This window comes from Rhodococcus erythropolis R138, assembly GCF_000696675.2.
Classification (GTDB): Bacteria; Actinomycetota; Actinomycetes; order Mycobacteriales; family Mycobacteriaceae; genus Rhodococcus_F; species Rhodococcus_F erythropolis.
Genome location: NZ_CP007255.1, coordinates 4,813,564 through 4,832,054 on the forward strand (window position 1 = coordinate 4,813,564; position 18,491 = coordinate 4,832,054).

Below are 18,491 nucleotides of genomic sequence, written 5' to 3' on the forward strand. Positions count from 1 at the left end.
TTCGCTGCTGTCCGAATAGACGGTACCGCGTGATTTCGTGTGGTTGCCTTTACGATCTGACAATGACCAATACTGTTCCCGAAAAGTCGGGTTTTTGGAGTCGACCCACTTTGTGGAAGTTGCTCCTTCTCATCGTTGCCTATTTGGTCTTCTACCTTGCCGCCGGGCAGGTGATCTCGCGTGTTTTCGCCGACCAGATCGACACGGACAACGTGGTCTCGAGTGCCTCGAGCATCATCTTCGGCGTCATGTTGCCCATCGCGATCGGTGCAGTTGCGTTGCTGATCTTCACGGTCAAGGTCGGCTGGCTCAGCAGTATCTTCGGTCCTCAACCGGTACGCGGACGCGGCTGGATGTGGATCGGGCCGATTATCGTCGTTGCCGCCATCGCTGCCCACCTGGCCGGAACCGACTGGAGCGCGTGGTCGGCCGGCGAAATCGTCTCGTTGATCGCCCTCGGTGTATGTGTCGGTCTCGCAGAGGAATTGGTCACCCGAGGTATTGCAGTGAAGATGCTTCGTGATGCCGGCCACCGAGAACGCTTCGTCGCTGTTGTGTCGTCCCTACTGTTCGCACTCATGCACACGGTGAACTTCATCGCGGGAACGGAACTGGCAACAGTCCTTGCCACCGTCGTCTACACCTTCGGATTCGGAATGTGCATGTACTTGACCATGCGCGTGACGGGCACGATCTGGGCCGCAATCGTGTTGCACGGCCTCACCGACCCCACCACCATTCTCTCGACCGGCGGGCTCGACACCTCGGTGACGACGGGTGCCAGCGGAGCCACCACGATCGCCACACTGCTCACTGTCGTGCTGGTCGCCTTCGGCGTAGTTGCCATCTTCTTCATCCGCGGCCGGGTCGGCGAAGAGCAGCCCACGCGCGTCTCGGCCTGACTGATCGCATGGGTACAAGACATACTTGTACCCATGCCTTCTCGGACCACACATTCGATCGCCGTCGTGACCGCATCTTTTGTTCTGGCACTATCGGGCGCCGTCACACACGCCAGTGCGGGGGTTCCGGCCGCTCCCGAAGCCGCGACTACCGAATCCATCGCATCGGAGTCGATCAGCGATCTGTACGCAGCCCAGGGTGCGCACGAGGTGGCGGCCGACTCGGTTCCCGGATACCAATTGTTCTACCCAGCCGACTTGTCCGCTGATGGCAAGCGGCATCCCGTCATCACGTTCGGCAACGGCAGCTACGCGACGTTCGAAGAGTACGAGGCCCTCCTCCGACACTTTGCGTCGTGGGGTTTTGTTGTTGTGGTGGCCGACAGCAGTGTGACCGGCGACGGTACTGAAATCTTGGGTGCCGCTCAGTACCTCGTCGATCAGAACACCAACGCTGAGAGCATTTTTCACCAGAGGATCGATACCGACAACATCGCCTCAGTCGGACACTCCCAGGGGGCAGGTGGCGCGATCAACGCTGCAACGCAGTCGGCGAATCTGATCACCGCCACTGCGGTGCTCGACCTGCCGGACCCGTGGTGGGCTTCGCGACCTGTCGATGTCGTCGACGTGGCGAAGTTGACCGGGCCGACGTTCTTCATGACCGGCGCCGACGATCCGGTCTCCACCGCCGATCCACAAGCTGAGTACTTCGACAAAACCGCAGCACCGGCGGTCCGGGGCAGACTACTTGGCGTCGGCCACAATTGGGCCGCCGACGGCGAAGGATTCCGGGGTTACCTGACCGCGTGGCTGAGGTTCGCCCTCAGCGGCGACCAGACTGCCGGACGTGCGTTTGTCGGCGACTCGGCGGAAATCCTCACCGATCCCCACTGGGACCGGCAAGCGATCAAGGGTTTGTGATGACGATCTTGCCGTAGGCCTGCCCGGATTTCTGCTGCTCGAACGCCTCGGCAAGATTGTCCAGACGGTACGACGAATCGATGACGGGACGAAGCGCGAGGCTCTCCAGCCCTGCAACCATCTCCTCCTGATGTGCACGACTGCCCACCAGAACACCTTCGATGGTGACCTGTTTGGTCAGTAGCGAAGTCAGGTCGATCGACGACGACGGGCCGTTCATGATGCCCAGCGCGCAGATCCGGCCACCTGGTCGGACTGCCGCCAGAGATTGACCGAGGGTGGACGGCCCGCCCACGTCGAGCACAAGGTCGATGCCGCCGCTGAGCCGCATCGCTTCCGATCCCCAGTCCGGGCGCTCACGGTAGTTGACCACGTGATCGGCACCTAGCTCGGTCAATCGAGCCATCTTGTCGGGAGCCGACGAGGTTGCGATCACCTGAGCTCCAGCAGCTTTGGCAAGCTGGACGGCAAACAGCGCTACCGTGCTGGTCCCGGGAATCAACACCGACGAACCTGGGATGATCGGGACGCCGGCAAACAATGCACGCCACGCGGACAAGCCCGCAGTGGGCAAGGTAGCGGCTTCTTCGTACGTGTAGTTTCGCGGCATCGACGTCACTGCCGATACCGGCACGGTGACGGTGTCACGGGCGAACCCGTCGACGCCGTCACCGGGTGAATTTCCGAATCCGTCGAAATCCGGTGCACCGCTGCGCCAATGCGGCAGATATGTGCTCATCACACGGTCCCCGACCCCGAACTGTGTGACGCCGTCGCCGACGGCAACTACCTCGCCCGCTGCGTCGGACAAGAGAATGCGAGGGCCGTCGGTCGGTATCTCGCCGGTCGCCACGAGGTAGTCGTGGTGGTTGAGCGAATTCGCGCGGATCGCGATCGTCACCTCACCCGCACCTGGCCCTGGCGTCTCGATCGTCCTCGATTCGAGGTTGTTCAACCCTCCAGGCGGAAGTACGTATACAGCGCGGTTGGTCATGGTGTGGATCCTCGCACGATTGACGATTTCGGGTGACGTTCGGAAAGGGTTCCGCTGCTCAGAGGAGAGAAGCGGTGAACCCTCCGTCGAGAACCAGGCTGCTGCCGTTGCACCACGACGACTGGTCGCTCGCAAAGAACACTGCGGCGGCGGCGACTTCCTCGGTCCGGCCGTAGCGGGTTTGCTTCGTGACCATCAGGTCGTCGAAGCCGCCGGACTCGAGGCCGAGTGCGTCCTCGAAATCCTGTTGGTGACTCTTGACCAGGTCTGTGTCGATGAATCCGGGTAGCAGGGCATTGGCTCGGATTCCGTGGAAGCGAAGTTCGGCTGACAGGGTTTCGGTGAGATTGCGAACTGCTGCTTTGGCGGCGGCATAGCTACCGATCAAGGGCGACCCGGTGGTCGACGAGATCGACGAGATGTTCACGATCGAACCGCCTCCGGATGCGACGAGCGCGGGTAGCGAATGACGGACGGTCAAGAACACTCCATCGAGGTTGACCGACATGACTTTCCGCCAGTCCTCGAACGAGGTCTCGATCAGCGGAGTCGTGGTGGCGATGCCGGCGTTGGGTACTACGACGTTCAGTCCGCCGAACTCTTCGACCGCCCTGGCGACGAGATCCTTGACCTGCTGTTCGTCGGTGACATCAGTGGTGACAGCGATAGCTCCGTCGATCGAGTCCGCCACTGCCTGTGCTGCGTCACCGTTGATGTCGGAGACTACGACGCTCGCGCCCTCCGCCCCGAATGCCCGGGCAATGGCGGCGCCGATTCCGGCACCTGCGCCGGTGACAATTGCAACTTTGTTCGCGAGAAGATCGGACATGTCAGCGTTCCCCTTCAGTTCTCGGTCGGGACGTAGAAAAGCAATTCGGGTCCGGTGTCGCCGGTAGTCGCGATGGCCTCGGACATGTCGAGAGTCCCGTCGCCCAAAGCACTTCCCAACGCCTGCGCCGTGCCCGCGAGATCTTCCGTGTCGAGTTGATAGATGCTCAGGTAGCGGCGCGCGGGCAATGCATCCTCGGGCAGCAACTGCACATCCGCCAGGAAGAATCGGGAGGCGGAGACAACTCCAGGCACTCGTTCGACGACCTGCGGAATATGCACGTCGTCGTACCAGCGGTTGAACGCGTCCTCCGAAGACGGATCGGCAGGGTGTACGTGTGCGACGAGAATCGCTGTGCTCATGGAGTTCCTCTTCAACTCGAAGTGCTTTGGATTCAGCATGTTTGGAAGGCGACAATATTCACCAGCGAGGCCACTGGCCGTGGCCGTGCCAGGTGATTCGATGGCCGCTCAAGCGACAACCCTAGGCAGGGATTGTGACCCGCGCCATATGCCCGGAGGTCAGAGTTGAGCTCCACATTTGTCCTCTCGGCACAAAACTCCGAGCAGAATCGGGCACTAGCGAAAGTCTCGCGACTTGGCCGTGACTCGCAAATCCATCAGCTGTATCCGGTCTGCGACGACGGTGACAGCGCCTTCCGCATTTTGCACCTTTCCTCGAATAAGCAACGCCGGCGCCGTATTTGCCAGTTTTCGGTACTTTGCCCACAATCCCACCGAACACACGACATTGACCATGCCGGTTTCGTCTTCGAGGTTGATGAACGTGACGCCCGCAGCTGTGGCCGGACGCTGCCGGTGTGTGACCGCTCCCCCTACCAGCACACGGTCACCGTCCGGGATGTCGAGCAGCCTCGAAGCCGCCACCACGCCGAGCGCGTCGAGCTGTGGGCGAAGAAACTGTGTCGGATACGTGTCGGGAGATACTCCTGTCGCCCAGACATCCGCTGCCGCCAATTCGACGTCGCTCATGCCGGGCAGGGTGGGAGCTGTGACCGACGCACCGATACCGGGCAAGCGGTCCGGACGCTCCCCTGCCGCAGCGCCCGCGGCCCACAGCGCTTCTCTACGCGAGATGCCGAAGCTGGCAAGCGCGCCGGCAGTCGCCAACGATTCAGCTTGCGCGGTAGTCAGTTCCACCCGACCGGTCAGATCGAGAAACGACGTGAACGGTCCACCGAGGTCGCGCTGTTCGACAATTTTCTCGGCGAGCGCATCGCCGATGTTGCGCACTTCCCCCAGTCCCAGCCGAACCTCGAATCCACCTGCCTCGACGGTGGCATGCGCGAGGCTGACATTGATGTCTGCACCGTGTACCTGCACTCCGTGCCGGCGCGCATCGGCGACCAGGGACTGTGGTGAGTAGAAACCCATCGGCTGCGCTCGCAGAAGTCCGGCACAGAACGCGGCGGGGTGATGAAGCTTGAACCACGAGGAGTAGAAGACCAGTGCGGCAAAACTCTGTGAATGACTTTCCGGAAAACCGAAATTAGCGAATGCGTACAGCTTTTCGTAGATTCGGTCGGCAACCTCGTCGCCGATGCCATGTAGGTCTCGCATGCCCTGGTACAGCCTCGCTCGCAGTTGCTCCATCTTCTCGGTGGAACGTTTCGATCCCATTGCCCGACGCAATTGATCGGCCTCGGACGGCGTGAAACCCGCAACGTCGACGGCCATCTGCATCAACTGTTCCTGAAACAACGGAACCCCCAATGTGCGTTCGAGTGCCTTCTCGAGCGACGGATGGTCATAGGACACAGGTTCGAGTTTGTTGCGCCGGCGGATGTACGGATGGACTGATCCGCCTTGAATCGGCCCGGGACGGATGAGCGCGACTTCGACCACCAGGTCGTAGAAATTTCGAGGCTTCAGACGCGGCAGTGTCGCCATCTGCGCACGTGATTCCACTTGGAACACCCCTACCGAATCTGCCCGCTGCAACATCTCGTACACCGCTGTTTCCGACAGATCGAGTTGCGCCAAATCGACTGTGATGCCTTTGTGTTCGGCCACCAGATCCATCATGTAATGCAAAGCCGAGAGCATGCCGAGCCCGAGTAGATCGAACTTGACCAACCCAGCGGCAGCACAATCGTCCTTGTCCCACTGCAGGACACTGCGATTGGCCATCCGCGCCCACTCCACCGGGCAAACGTCGGCGATGGGACGATCACAGATGACCATTCCGCCGGAGTGGATACCGAGGTGCCGTGGATAGCCTTCGATCTGCGCCGCCAGTTCGAGTACCGGACGCGGAATATCGGTATCCGCATTCTTGTCGATACCACCCCACCGGCCGACCTGCTTACTCCACGCATCTTGCTGGCCCTGCGAAAAGCCAAGCGCGCGGGCCATGTCCCGCACCGACGACTTTCCTCGATAGGTGATGACATTGGCTACCTGCGCGGCATACGTACGCCCGTATTTCGCGTACACGTGCTGGATCGCCTCTTCCCGGCGATCCGACTCGATGTCCACGTCGATATCCGGTGGGCCGTCGCGCTCGGGCGCAAGAAACCGCTCGAACAGCAATTTGTTGCGAACCGGATCGACGTTGGTGATGCCGATCGCGTAACACACCGCAGAGTTCGCAGCGGAACCCCTTCCCTGACAGAGGATGTCGTTGTTCTTGCAGAACGACACGATGTCATGCACGACCAGGAAGTATCCGGGAAAGTTCAATCCCTCGATGATGGCAAGTTCATGTTCGAGCTGTTTGTATGCCTTCGGTGCACCTTCCGGGGGTCCGTAGCGTTCCAGCGCCCCGACCATGGTCAGCTCACGCAACCAGGTCGCCTCGGTATTCCCGGCAGGAACGTCGAACGGTGGCAATTTGGGCGCGATGAGCTTGAGATCGAAAGCGCACTCACGACCAAGATCGGCGGCACCACTGACAGCCTCGGGATAGAGCGAGAACAGCGTCGCCATCTCCGCGCCGGACCGCAGGTGTGCTCCGCCGGTCGGAGCCAACCATCCAGCTGCCTCATCCAAGCTTTGACGCGCCCGCACAGCTGCCATTGCCATGGCGAGGCGTCGACGCGGAGGAGCGGCGAAGTGTGCGGCGGTGGTCGCCACCGTACGTAGTCCACGTTCTCTCGCCAGTTCTGCAAGAACGGCATTGCGCTCGTCGTCCTCCGCCAACCCATGATGAGTGAGCTCCACCGACACTCGCTCCGCCCCGAAACGCTCGACCAGATCCTGCAAGGCCTCCGCCGCGGCTTCGCGACCACCCGACGTCAAGGCTTGCCGCACATGACCTTTGCGGCACCCGGTCAGGATCTGCCAGTGCCCACCGGCGGCTTCGGTCAGCGCGTCGTAGTTGTACTGCAGTTTGCCCTTCTCACCGCCCGCCAGATGTGCGGCGGCTATCTCCCGCGAAAGACGGCGATATCCTTCCTGCCCACGGGCAAGTACCAGAAGATGCGTTCCACCGGGATCTGCCGTCCCGGTTCTGGGTACCGAATCGAGCGACAACTCGGCCCCGAACACGGTCCGCATTCCCCATTCACGCGCAGCCTCCGCAAACCTCACCACGCCGTAGAACCCGTCGTGATCGGTGACGGCAATCGCCTCGAGCCCGAGACGCACAGCTTCCTCGACCAGTTCTTCCGGCGGTGATGCGCCGTCGAGGAAGCTGAAGGCCGAGTGAGCGTGCAGTTCTGCGTAAGGAACCACGCCGGTGCCACGAGTGAGTTCGCCTGCGTGATACTCGCCGCGCTTTCGTGACCAGGCGGGACTGTCACTTCCGTCGCCCGGGAACAAATCCTCGTGTTCCACGCGGCCTGGCCGTCCGGACAGCACCCGTTCCATCTCGGACCACGTCGGCGGCCCATTTCCCCAACCCACACTGACCTCGCACCTGATCGAGCCGGCCGTCACGGGACGACCGACTGCTCGAGGATGCCGAAAGGGAAGACGCACCACATGCATCGAACTGATGTTCGATGCAGATTCAGTCTGACAGGTCACTCACCCGCAGTCAACAGAGCGAATCTCAACCCTCACCGTCTCGTCACATTCAGATGTACGCATGTCTGCACTCCGTTCACTTTGGCCCCAGATCATTAGCGGCGTTCATAATCTCCATCCATACTGTTTCCAGGAGTACTACTCGTATGTCGTTCTCGCGCAACACACGTAGGTTGACGGCCGTCGCCGGCGCCGTCGCCGTTCTGGCCGCTGCCGGCTGCAGCAGCAGTGCCGACGAGGCAACAGGCTCGAACGGCACGACCGTCGATCGCGCCGCGACCGGCGAACTGTCCTCGAACGGTGGTGCTCGCCGCATCGACGGTGATCAGTCGGCTGCAGTGCGTGACGCCGTCAACGCTTCCGGCGCGAAGAACGTCATCCTCCTGATCGGGGACGGCATGGGCGACTCGGAGATCACCGCCGCGCGCAACTACGCCGAGGGTGCTGCTGGCAGCTTCGCCGGCCTCGACGCCCTGCCGATCACCGGCCAGTACACGCACTACGCGTTGACCAAGGACGGCAAGCCCGACTACGTCACCGACTCCGCTGCCAGTGGATCGGCATGGTCCACCGGCACCAAGACCTACAACGGCGCGATTTCCGTCGACATCAAGGGGCAGGCCCAGTCGACCGTCCTCGAGATCGCCAAGGCGAACGGCAAGGCCACCGGCAACGTCTCCACCGCCGAGGTACAGGACGCCACCCCCGCAGTGCAGGTCGCGCACGTCAGCGGCCGCAAGTGCTACGGACCCGAGGCGACGTCCAAGTCCTGCCCGGAGAACGCCATCGAGAACGGCGGCAAGGGGTCGATCAGCGAACAGCTCCTCGACACCCGCGCCGACGTCACCTTTGCCGGCGGCGCCAAGTCCTTCGCTGAAACCGCGAAAGCCGGTGACTGGCAGGGCAAGACCCTCAACGAGCAAGCTGCCGCTCGTGGCTACCAGCTGGTGAAGAATGCCGCCGAGATGAACGAGGTCGGCAAGGCCGATCAGGACGCACCCGTGCTCGGGCTGTTCGCCGACGGCAACATGCCCGTCCGCTGGGAAGGCTCTGTCGCCACCCGCGACGGTTACCTGCAGCCCGCCGAGACCTGCATCGACAACCCCAAGCGAACCTCCGACGTACCGAAGCTCGCGGACATGACGCAGAAGGCAATCGACCTACTGAAGGTCAACGACAACGGATTCTTCCTCCAAGTCGAAGGTGCCTCGATCGACAAGCAAGATCACGCAGCCAACGCGTGCGGTCAGATCGGTGAAACCGTCGACCTCGACGAAGCTGTGCAGAAGGCACTCGAATTTGCGAAGACCGACGGAGAAACCCTGGTCATCGTCACAGCCGACCACGCTCACACCAGCCAGATCGTCACCAACGTCAGCGCAGACGACATCGCCACCATCGCCAAGGACCAGAACATCCCGGTCGAGCGCGCCCAGGAAATCGTCTACCCCGGTCTGACCCGCAAGCTGACCACGAAGGACGGCTCGGAGATGACGATCAGCTACGGAACGTCCGAAGATCCGGCCGTCGAATCCGAAGGGCATACCGGAACTCAGTTGCGCGTAGCAGCTTTCGGCCCGCACGCGGCCAATGTCAGCGGCCTCACGGACCAGACCGATCTGTTCTTCACGATGACCGACGCGCTGGGACTCGACCGTTCCAAGGTCGCAGCTCACTGACCTGACCAAACCCGACCCGGTAAAAGCCTGGGTCCAGTCACACCAGAGCAGCCAAGGCGCGCACCCGATCTTCGGGTGCGCGCTTCGGGCAACTGGTGCACTTACCTTCACCGGGCACCTCGTAAATCAGGCAGCACGACGCGCGCTGCGTGAATCTGCGTCGCCCGGATGCCACCGGTGTCAACGGATTAGAAACGCGCACAACACTTTCATTGCGGTCGACATCGACGAAACGCGGAACCGGAATGCCCGGGTTCTCACCGCGGAGAACATCGATCAGGCCGGCAGCAAATGCACTTCCGCGCTCCCTCGCGCTACCGGCGGCGTCGAGGCTGCGATTGGCGATGGAGTCCGTCGCGATCGCCCACAGCGCCTGCTGCCGAACGCCGGACACCTCGGCGAGTACCTCGATCACGGGACTGAGTGAGCGGAACATCGCGTGGCCCAACTCCGCCACACTCCGCGAGATCGGAATGACCGATCCGGCAGCAAACCCGCCCAGATAGCCGTTGTCACGCAAGAAGATCCGCCCACCGTTCAACGATGGATCGGCCGCGAACCCGGTGACCATTCCGGTTCCGATCGGAATGCCAGTCAGCGTGGAACTGGCCGAGTACCACCACAACGTGCCGTTCACTCGGCTGTCCGCACTCCCCCATCGCTCGGCCGTATCGGCGACACGTGCTGCCAACCACTGGGGGTCGGTCATCAACACCGCGGGCATCGTATCCGGATACCCGCTCAGGTTGTCGAAGAACGGCACCGCTAATGCCATACGGGCGTAGATCCCGGCTACCGATTCCGTCATGCCAGCCCCAATATCTCCATCCGCGGACGTACTCCGCGTTCGACTCGCGCCTTGATGCCGAAAACCTCGGCCAACAACGGCTCGTCCAACACCTCGACCGTAGACCCACACGCGCGGAGTTCACCTTCGGTGAGCACGGCAAGGTTGTCGCAGTACTCGACTGCCAACCGTAGATCGTGCATCGTGACCACAACCGCGAGCCCCGCCGACGCAAGTTCGGCGAGCAATTCCATCACGATCAACTGGTGACGAAGATCGAGATGATTGGTCGGCTCGTCCAACAACAGAACCTTGGGCTCCTGAGCCAATGCGCGCGCTATCGAGACACGTTGCCGCTCACCACCCGACAGGGTGGACACGTCGCGTCCGGCAAGCTCGACCAGACCAACCTGCTCGATGCACCGGTCCACGATGGCGGTATCTCGCTCAGTGCTTCGGTCCAACCAGCTACGGTGCGGAGTTCGTCCGAGCGCGATCGATTCACGAACCGAAAGTCCTGCCGAGACAGTAGGTTCCTGGACGCTCGCCGAGATGGTTTTGGCGATGTCCTTACGCGAGAGCGTCGTCGAGTCGGCTTGATCGATCAGAACTGCGCCACCTGTCGGAGTCAAAGCGTTGTAGCAGCAGCGCAGCGCCGTCGTCTTGCCACTGCCGTTGGGTCCGACCAAGCCCAGTATTTCACCGGACGTCACCGCGAAAGTGATGCCGCGCAAGACTTCGCGGTTGCCAAGCCGCGCCCGGGTCTCGACGAGTTCGAGCAGAGGCGCAGCTTCGCCGTCCTTCGGGCATGTCACTGTTCTGGTCTGCGTCACTGTTCTGGTCTGCGTCACTGTTCGAGCCTCCGATACTGCCGGTAGAGCATCCAGACGAAGATCGGTGCACCCACGAGGGCGGTGATCACTCCGACCGGAACTTCGGTGGATTGTGCCACCGAGCGCGCAGCGGTATCCGCGGCAACCATCGCGACGGCGCCCAGAAGGGCTGCAGCAGGGAGCAGTCGAATTGCTCTGGTGCCGACGATGAAACCGGCCAGATGTGGGATCAGGAGGCCGATGAATCCGATTCCACCGGCAACGCTGACTGCCGCGCCCGCCAGTACGGAGACCGCAAGCAAGGACAACACTCGGAACCGTCGGACGTTCATACCGAGTGCTGCAGCCCCGTCGTCACCGGTCTGCAAGACGTCCATCCACCGCGAACTGAACAGAAGGGCCGTGCCGACGACGACCAGTGCGATCGTCGGGAAGATCAGCGTCGACCATCGCGCATCACCGAATCCGCCGGCAATCCAGTGCATCACCGACGTCACGTGCCGATCATCGGCCAACACCAGGATGCAAAAGGTGATGAGCGCCGAGAATATTTGGGCGAGCGCTACACCCACCAAAATGATCGCGGTCGGCTGCGGATACCGGCCGCCGATCAGCAGTGCGAGAAACAACGGGATCATCGCCCCGACGAATGCTGCGACCGGAATCGTGAAAACCCCGAGGAGGCCGGCGCCGAAACCCAGCACCGACACGAGCACCACCATGAATCCCGCACCCGACGAAACTCCGAGCAGATACGGGTCGGCAAGAGGATTCCGTGTGACAGCCTGAGCAACAGCACCCGACATCGCCAAGGAAGCACCCACGACCGCAGCCGTGAGTGCACGTGGCAGGCGGGAGTCGATCACGATCGACTCCCGCGCCGCGGTCCACCACGTTTCGAAAGTCCCTGGCGCCAAACGGGCTCCGACTATCGCCCAGACGTCACCGACGGGAATGCGAACCGATCCCAAGGAGACGGCCAACCCCAGGACGATCGCCAAGGCGACCGCCAAGCCGACAAGTAGGGCGCCGTACCCGTAACGCGTGCGGGTCACTTCGCCGCGTCAGCGCCCGGATGGAAGGCCGTCGCGATGGTCTGTGCCGAACGCACCAACCGTGAACTCTCGAACAGGTCCGCGAGAGGAACCACGACGAACCGGTTCTGCTGCACAGCAGGGGTGGTCGCCATCAACGGCTGGGCACGGAGGAAGTCGATCTTCTGCTCGGCCGTCTTGTCGCCGTAGTCGATGACCACGATCGCCTGGGGTGCACGCTCGGCAACAGCTTCCCACGATGCGTCGATGTAGGGCTTTGTCCCTTCGGCGAAGATGTTCGAGACACCGGAGTATTCCGCGACCAATTGACCGACGCCGACTCCGCCGATGGTCGTCGGAACCTGGTCACCACTGTCGTAGAAGAAGGTCGGTACCGGCGCCGCGTCCCCGACCGAAGCGCGGACGGAATCGAGACCATCGCTGATCTCCTCTGCGACCTCGCGGGCGGAATCTTCAACGCCCAGGACTCGACCGAGTTGCGTGTAGTCGTTCTCGAGCAATCCGATGTCGGGGAAACCGGTGCCACAGTATTCCGAGAAGAGGAAGGTGTTGATTCCGCGCTCGCCGAAAGCGTCTCGGGAACGGCCCTGCTTCTCGTTGAAGGCACTGGTCATTCCTCCGACCACGAAGTCCGGATCGACGTCGAGAACCTGCTCCATGCTGGGGAACGTATCGGAGAGGCTGGGAATCTTGTTGAATACATCGGCGGTCTCCGCAGTTGGCGGATTGTCGCTGTACGCCCGACCGACGATCCGGTCACCCGCACCGATTTCGATGAGCGCCTCGGTGACATGCCCGTTCAAAGACACGATGCGCTGCGGCGGCGAGTCGAAGGTCATCTCTCGATCGCAGTTGGTCACGGACACAGGCTGTGCGAAGGATTCCGCAGCAGACGCGGACTCTGATTCCTGGCCTTTGGAACAACCTGCCGAAACCAAGGCGACCGCGATGAGAACAGCGGCGGCGCGGGACGGGGAGAACTGAAGTGACACGGGGACCTCGTAAGGGCTCTGAGCCACGAATGAGAATCCGACAGACAACTCCGCCCGCACACTGATACTCGGCCAGAGCTCCTGCTGGACTTCCTTTTCGTAGACCACGACGAATGGATGTCGCACACCGCGCGGTGGGTAATCGGGCTTGCCGACGCTCGGTGACTACCGAGAATCGACCTACCGTTGCGGGTCAGCGCCGGATTCGGACCGGCTTCCCCCACACGCGTGGCTTGCAAGTGCTTCGAGCAGTATGCATGACGTTTCCGATTCAAGACCAAACGCCCACTACAGTCGATCTGGCCAGACGCCCCCACACACCGGAGTTGATACATGACACGCTGGGCCCAAACCGTCGTCGCCCGGAAATGGTGGGTACTGAGCCTCGCGGTTCTGATAGTTCTCATCAGTGGGGTGTGGGGACTCGGAGTGTTCGGCAAGCTCAGCCAGGGCGGCTTCATCGATCCGGGCAGCGACTCCGCGAAGGTTGCGGACATCATCGAAGACAATCTCGGGCCGCAGACCCCGGACATCATCGCGATCTACTCACCCACCGACGGCAAGACCCTCGACGACATCGGGCCGGCAGTAACGGCCGCCGTCGACCAGTTCAAAACGGAAGTGCCGACCGCGTCGGTGAAGTCGTATTGGGGAACGGACGCCGCGGCCAAGGCCAGTCTGCTCTCGAACGACGGATCCATGGCGGCCGTTGCGATCACGTTGGCACCGGACTCGGGCGTCACACCTGCTACTTTCGCCGATCTCTTGCCGAAGCTCGAAGTTGAAGGTGCCGAGGCACAATTCGCGGGTAATACCGTTGTCGGCGTCGCGTTCAACACCAAGCTGGAGAAAGACCTGGTGGTCGCCGAAGCCATCGCCATTCCGATCACTCTGGTGCTGCTGGTCTTCATCTTCGGCGGCATCGTCGCTGCGGCGGTTCCGGTATTCGTGGGTGTACTCAGTGTCTTGAGCGCCTTGGCGGTTCTGCGAATCCTCACGTTGATCACCGATGTGTCCTCGTTCTCGATCAACGTCGCTTCTCTTCTCGGGTTGGGACTTGCAATCGACTACGGACTGTTCGTGGTCGGTCGGTTCCGTGAAGAACTGAATTCGGGCTCGGACCCGGGAGCGGCTGCGCAGCGGACAGTTCTGACCGCGGGTCGCACCGTCATGTTCTCGGGTCTGCTGCTGATCTGCGCGTTCAGCGGCATGCTCGTTTTCCCGCAGGCCGTCATCCGGTCTTTGGGTTTCGGTGCGATCGCAGCAGTACTGAGCGCGGCGGTTCTGTCGCTGACCGCTGTGCCTGCGCTGCTTGCCATTCTGGGGCATCGCATCAACGCCCTGACGTGGCGCAAGGATGCGGCGCAACGCGGCGAGGAACGCTCGCGCAAGTTCTGGGGCCGCGTCGTCACGTGGGTGATGAAGCGTCCGGTCGCGGTCTCGGTGACGATCGTGGCCGTGCTGCTCGTGATGGCCTCGCCGCTGCTCGGTGCCCGTTTGGGAGAACTCTCGTACACCGCACTCCCGGACAACAACCCCGCTCGCGTCGCAATGGACACGTTGGTCAACGACTTCCCGCAGACCGGCAACGGCGCGACGATGATCCTTCAGGCCGAGGACGGGAACACTCTCACCCCGGCCGAAGGTGCAGCGATCGCCGAGTCCGCCGGTCAGGTCGAGGGCATCGGTCAGGCGACCGTCGTCGCGAGCACCAATCAACTCATCGCGGTTCAGGCTCTCTACAGCGAGGGCTCTACACCCCAATCACAGAGCACCGCAGTGACAGATCTGCGTGCGATCTCCGCTCCCGACGGAACAGTGCTGCTTGTCGGTGGCGGTCAAGCCATGGTCGACGACGGCAACAACGCCGTCCTGCACTGGTTGCCGGTGATGATCCTCATCATGGTCGGATCGACCTTGATCCTGTTGTTCCTCGCGTTCGGTTCGGTGGTCCTGCCCATCAAGGCGGTACTGATGGCCGCGCTGAGCCTCGCGACCACCTTCGGAGTCCTCACCTTCGTCTTCCAGGACGGTCACGGCGTCGAACTCCTCGGGGTCAGTCAAACTCCGCTGGAGGCGACGTTCGTCGTGCTCATCCTGGCGGTGGTGTTCGGATTGTCCACGGACTACGAGGTTTTCCTGATGTCCCGGATGGTCGAGGCCAAGAACGCGGGAGCGACGACGGAGGAAGCAGTCAAGTTCGGAACCGAACGCACCGGCCGCATCGTGACGGCCGCCGCCCTACTCCTGATCGTGGTGACGGGGGCATTCGCGATGTCCGGGTTGTCGGTGATGAAGTTCCTGGGCGTCGGCATGATCGTCGCGCTGATCGTCGACGCGACCATCATCCGCATGTTGCTCGTGCCCTCGCTCGTGAAGTTGATGGGCGAAGCGAACTGGTGGGCTCCGGCCTGGATGAAAAAGGTTCACGCGAAGGTCGGCATCGGCCACTGATTTCGGGCCACTGATCACGCACTAGTGGATTTCCCTGATCGGGCAGTCGTCCTCGAGGATGACTGCCCGATCAGGGAAATCGCTCCGCAGGGCGATGTTCTCCGAAGCTGATTTCGTCAGACTTGGAGCATGACAATTTTCGAATGGATCCTTGCAATCCCCGCTCTTGCACTTGCCGTCGCGTTCCTGTTTTCCGGAATCATCGCTGCGGGCATCGACTTCGACACCGAGGATGGCGTCATGACGCACTGATGTCCGGTTCCCTCTAGCCGTCGATCTTACTTTGGAGTAAGTTACCGACCATGGCCACATACATCGTCACTGGCGGTACCGGGTTCCTCGGACGAGCTGTACTACCGCTCCTGCTCGAGCATGATGAAACTGCTCAGATCCACGTGCTGGTCAGAGCGGGTTCTGTCGCAAAACTCGAAGGACAGGTGTCGGCAATTCCGGGCGGTGATCGAGTGCATCCGCTCGTTGGCGATCTCACCGAGCCCGAGCTGGGCATCGACTCTCCCCCGCCGGCCGACCATGTCCTTCACCTCGGCGCGATCTACGACATCACGGCCGGAGACGAGCAGGCTTCGACGAATGTCGAGGGCACACGCTCCGTGGTCGAACTTGCTGCGAAACTGGGAGCCACCCTTCATCACGTGTCATCGGTCGCAGTCGCAGGCGACTATCCGGGCACGTTCAGCGAGACCGATTTCGATTGCGGCCAAGGCTTTCCGACGCCGTACCACCGAACCAAGTTCGAGGCCGAGAAGCTCGTTCGAGAACGAGAAGGCCTCACCTGGCGTGTTTATCGGCCGTCTGCCGTGGTCGGCAACTCCGTCACCGGAGAGATGGACAAGATCGACGGACCGTATTACTTGTTCCCAGGTCTGGCGCTACTCGCGAAACTACCTGCAGCACTACCTGTCCCGATCCCCAACCTCGGGGCAACCAACGTGGTGCCGGTCGATTATGTGGCCGCTGCCCTCGTCGAGTTGATGCATGTGCCCGGCCGTGACGGCGAAGCATTCCATCTCGTCAATCCGAAACCTCAACCGGTACGCGAAATCTATGCCGGCCTCGCCAAGGCCGCCGGAGCACCGCGGCCCGCGCTCAGCCTGCCGGGCGTGATCGCCAAACCCTTTGTCTCGCCATTGCCGATGGACTCGGCAGAATCGGCACGGAAAGTCTTCCTCGATCGCATCGGCATGCCTGCAGCGTTGCTCGACAACATGACGATGGCGCCGACCTTCACCTCCGAGAGAACCGTTGCCGCCCTCGCCGGATCAGGCCTGACGGTCCCCGAGTTCGGCTCCTACTCGACGGTCTTGTGGAAGTACTGGCGCGCAAACCTCGATCCCAATCGCGCACGTCGCAACCATCCCGAAGGACCACTTGTCGGGCGGATAGTCCTGATCACCGGTGGCTCGTCCGGAATCGGCAAGGCCTCTGCCATCGCCGCCGCCCAGAAAGGCGCCACAGTTCTCCTGATCGCACGCCGCACCGACGAACTCGATGCCGCGGTACAGGAGATTCGATCAAGCGGAGGCAAAGCGTTCGGTTATCCCTGCGACATCACCGACGACGAGTCGGTCCAGCACACGATCAAAAGCATTCTGACAGAACATGATCACGTGGACATGTTGGTCAACAACGCCGGCCGATCCATTCGGCGCGGCATTTACCATTCCACGGATCGTTTCCACGACTACGAACGAACGATGGCCGTGAACTACTTCGGCGCTGTGCGATTGGTGCTCGCATTGTTGCCCACCATGCGTTCTCGCCGCTTCGGTCACATCGTGAACATCAGCAGCGCGGGAGTCCAGGCGGCAACGCCTAGATTCTCGGCCTACGTGGCGAGCAAGGCCGCCCTCGACGGCTTCTCCGACGTAGCTGCCTCCGAAACCCTGGCAGACGGAATCACTTTCACGACCATCCACATGCCGCTGGTCGAAACGCCGATGATCGCTCCGACCGGCGAATACAACAACGGCCCGATCACCAGCCCGGAAAAGGCTGCGGCAATGGTGATCCGCGCGCTGATCGAACGCCCCAAGCGCATCGACGTGCCACTGGGCACTCTGGGTGATCTGGGAACCTTGTTCGCACCGCACACCAAGGACCGAATTCTCAACCAGATGTACCAGGCCTTCCCTGACTCCCCGGCGGCAAAGGGGCAGGTAGACAAAGAAACTCCGTCAGACGTTTCGGCAACACCGTCGCGTCAGCGCCATTCACGCTCGCGCATCCGCAAACTCGGCCGACGCGCCGCCCGACTCGTGCCCGGAACGCACTGGTGACCGGTGGTGTGACTTCGCCTCGTAGCGTGTTGGCCACCGCAAGGGATCTGCAGTGTTAGTCATCAGAATCTATCCTGACCATGGTCATCCCAGTTCGCTATGGCCGTCGAAGGAATTGATTGTCGTCCCGCCGCAACGGTTCCCGCAGGCATACGTTCTCCCGAGCCAAATGGGGATCGACGACGAACTCGGAGAGAAGATACTGGCGTGGACTGATCGCTTCCAAAAGTTCTTTGTGACCGAGATCGACGGCTTCGCGATGCGACCGAGGTGGCGTCCAGGGATCAACGTTTTCGACTGGTACGACGAGGGCTATCGGATCGTGGGCGAACTTCGCGCACGGTTTCCGGACGTGCACGTCAAACCTGAATTTGCCCAGTACGTCTTTTCGGTCAACGAGCGTCGGGAAAGCATGGGGCTTGTGCCGGTCAGCCTTCCGAACGAACCCAAGGCCGGGCATATAAGCATCACTGAACTCCTGCACCCCAAGTGAGTTTCAGAGCCATGGCGATGAGTGCGATCGATACTGCGGCAGTGATCGAGTTTTCCCATCCGAGGGCGAAGTAAACCGCGGAAGAATCGAAATCCACTGCCTTGCAATAGGCTATGGGAAACGGGATCCAGGCCCATCCTGTTTCTTCGAGTAATCCGATTCCATACGAACTTGATCTACAAAGCTCCGATGCGGACGCTGGGAACCCCCAACGTGAGGTCACTCCGAAGCTCACGATCAATCCAAGAACACCGACGACCAGC

General features: G+C 61.7%; 15 protein-coding genes and 1 riboswitch. Of the genes, 7 read left to right on the top strand and 8 right to left on the bottom strand.

The features are described 5' to 3' along the window. The first annotated feature begins 62 nt into the window (after positions 1–62). Positions 63–902 (top strand): CPBP family intramembrane glutamic endopeptidase, encoded by an 840-nt coding sequence (locus tag H351_RS22115; RefSeq protein WP_029254965.1) that lies wholly within the window; start codon positions 63–65, stop codon positions 900–902. Positions 903–935: 33 nt separating this feature from the next. Next, complete coding sequence (locus H351_RS22120) at positions 936–1,826, top strand: poly(ethylene terephthalate) hydrolase family protein (protein ID WP_019747639.1); 891 nt, start codon at positions 936–938, stop codon at positions 1,824–1,826. Here the strand turns inward: H351_RS22120 and H351_RS22125 are convergent. The 4 genes from H351_RS22125 to H351_RS22140 all read right to left on the bottom strand — a co-directional run bounded on the left by H351_RS22125 (position 1,813) and on the right by H351_RS22140 (position 7,515). Then, positions 1,813–2,820 (bottom strand): zinc-dependent alcohol dehydrogenase family protein, encoded by a 1,008-nt coding sequence (locus tag H351_RS22125; protein ID WP_029254964.1) that lies wholly within the window; start codon positions 2,818–2,820, stop codon positions 1,813–1,815. The two genes, H351_RS22120 and H351_RS22125, sit on opposite strands and share 14 nt — an antisense overlap. 58 nt (positions 2,821–2,878) lie before the next feature. Then, complete coding sequence (locus H351_RS22130; protein ID WP_029254963.1) at positions 2,879–3,649, bottom strand: glucose 1-dehydrogenase; 771 nt, start codon at positions 3,647–3,649, stop codon at positions 2,879–2,881. A 14-nt stretch (positions 3,650–3,663) separates the two neighbouring features. Beyond that, complete coding sequence (locus H351_RS22135; protein ID WP_007727425.1) at positions 3,664–4,011, bottom strand: hypothetical protein; 348 nt, start codon at positions 4,009–4,011, stop codon at positions 3,664–3,666. 216 nt (positions 4,012–4,227) lie between these two features. Continuing rightward, a complete protein-coding gene (locus H351_RS22140) occupies positions 4,228–7,515 on the bottom strand; it encodes an error-prone DNA polymerase (protein ID WP_029254962.1) in 3,288 nt (1,095 codons plus the stop codon). Positions 7,516–7,784: 269 nt separating this feature from the next. On the opposite strand from H351_RS22140, the gene phoA reads away from it, so the two are divergent. Then, positions 7,785–9,317: an alkaline phosphatase gene (phoA, locus tag H351_RS22145; RefSeq protein ID WP_021343627.1), complete on the top strand. Its 1,533-nt coding sequence runs from the start codon at positions 7,785–7,787 to the stop codon at positions 9,315–9,317. Between the two features lie 37 nt (positions 9,318–9,354). Here the strand turns inward: phoA and H351_RS22150 are convergent, their stop codons facing one another. From H351_RS22150 to H351_RS22165, 4 genes are read right to left on the bottom strand one after another with little or no spacing between them, the layout of a single operon-like run. Next, positions 9,355–10,125 (bottom strand): (2Fe-2S)-binding protein, encoded by a 771-nt coding sequence (locus H351_RS22150; RefSeq protein WP_029254961.1) that lies wholly within the window; start codon positions 10,123–10,125, stop codon positions 9,355–9,357. Further along, on the bottom strand, positions 10,122–10,955 hold the full coding sequence (locus tag H351_RS22155) for an ABC transporter ATP-binding protein (protein ID WP_081051179.1): 834 nt from the start codon (positions 10,953–10,955) through the stop codon (positions 10,122–10,124). Before H351_RS22155 ends, H351_RS22150 begins: the two co-directional genes overlap by 4 nt. Continuing rightward, positions 10,952–11,992 (bottom strand): FecCD family ABC transporter permease, encoded by a 1,041-nt coding sequence (locus H351_RS22160; protein WP_029254959.1) that lies wholly within the window; start codon positions 11,990–11,992, stop codon positions 10,952–10,954. The genes H351_RS22155 and H351_RS22160 overlap by 4 nt, the downstream gene beginning before the upstream one ends. Beyond that, complete coding sequence (locus tag H351_RS22165) at positions 11,989–12,984, bottom strand: ABC transporter substrate-binding protein (RefSeq protein ID WP_029254958.1); 996 nt, start codon at positions 12,982–12,984, stop codon at positions 11,989–11,991. The genes H351_RS22160 and H351_RS22165 overlap by 4 nt, the downstream gene beginning before the upstream one ends. A 116-nt stretch (positions 12,985–13,100) precedes the next feature. After that, a riboswitch (cobalamin riboswitch) is annotated at positions 13,101–13,248 on the bottom strand. Positions 13,249–13,317: 69 nt separating this feature from the next. Here H351_RS22165 and H351_RS22170 point away from each other — a divergent pair. The 4 genes from H351_RS22170 to H351_RS22180 all read left to right on the top strand — a co-directional run bounded on the left by H351_RS22170 (position 13,318) and on the right by H351_RS22180 (position 18,228). Next, complete coding sequence (locus tag H351_RS22170; protein WP_029254957.1) at positions 13,318–15,438, top strand: MMPL family transporter; 2,121 nt, start codon at positions 13,318–13,320, stop codon at positions 15,436–15,438. A 129-nt stretch (positions 15,439–15,567) separates the two neighbouring features. After that, positions 15,568–15,690, top strand: a complete 123-nt coding sequence (locus tag H351_RS32795) for a hypothetical protein (protein WP_256063593.1) — start codon at positions 15,568–15,570, stop codon at positions 15,688–15,690. Positions 15,691–15,740: 50 nt separating this feature from the next. After that, complete coding sequence (locus H351_RS22175) at positions 15,741–17,735, top strand: SDR family oxidoreductase (RefSeq protein ID WP_029254956.1); 1,995 nt, start codon at positions 15,741–15,743, stop codon at positions 17,733–17,735. A gap of 52 nt (positions 17,736–17,787) precedes the next feature. Then, a complete protein-coding gene (locus H351_RS22180; RefSeq protein WP_020906963.1) occupies positions 17,788–18,228 on the top strand; it encodes a hypothetical protein in 441 nt (146 codons plus the stop codon). Positions 18,229–18,491: the final 263 nt, after the last annotated feature.

Coding starts and splice junctions, on each gene's coding strand:
- H351_RS22135 (WP_007727425.1), bottom strand. CDS start 4,011: ATGAGCACAGCGATTCTCGTCGCACACGTACACCCTGCCGATCCGTCT.
- H351_RS22120 (WP_019747639.1), top strand. CDS start 936: ATGCCTTCTCGGACCACACATTCGATCGCCGTCGTGACCGCATCTTTT.
- H351_RS22175 (WP_029254956.1), top strand. CDS start 15,741: ATGGCCACATACATCGTCACTGGCGGTACCGGGTTCCTCGGACGAGCT.
- H351_RS22130 (WP_029254963.1), bottom strand. CDS start 3,649: ATGTCCGATCTTCTCGCGAACAAAGTTGCAATTGTCACCGGCGCAGGT.
- H351_RS22170 (WP_029254957.1), top strand. CDS start 13,318: ATGACACGCTGGGCCCAAACCGTCGTCGCCCGGAAATGGTGGGTACTG.
- phoA (WP_021343627.1), top strand. CDS start 7,785: ATGTCGTTCTCGCGCAACACACGTAGGTTGACGGCCGTCGCCGGCGCC.
- H351_RS22150 (WP_029254961.1), bottom strand. CDS start 10,125: ATGACGGAATCGGTAGCCGGGATCTACGCCCGTATGGCATTAGCGGTG.
- H351_RS32795 (WP_256063593.1), top strand. CDS start 15,568: ATGACAATTTTCGAATGGATCCTTGCAATCCCCGCTCTTGCACTTGCC.
- H351_RS22115 (WP_029254965.1), top strand. CDS start 63: ATGACCAATACTGTTCCCGAAAAGTCGGGTTTTTGGAGTCGACCCACT.
- H351_RS22125 (WP_029254964.1), bottom strand. CDS start 2,820: ATGACCAACCGCGCTGTATACGTACTTCCGCCTGGAGGGTTGAACAAC.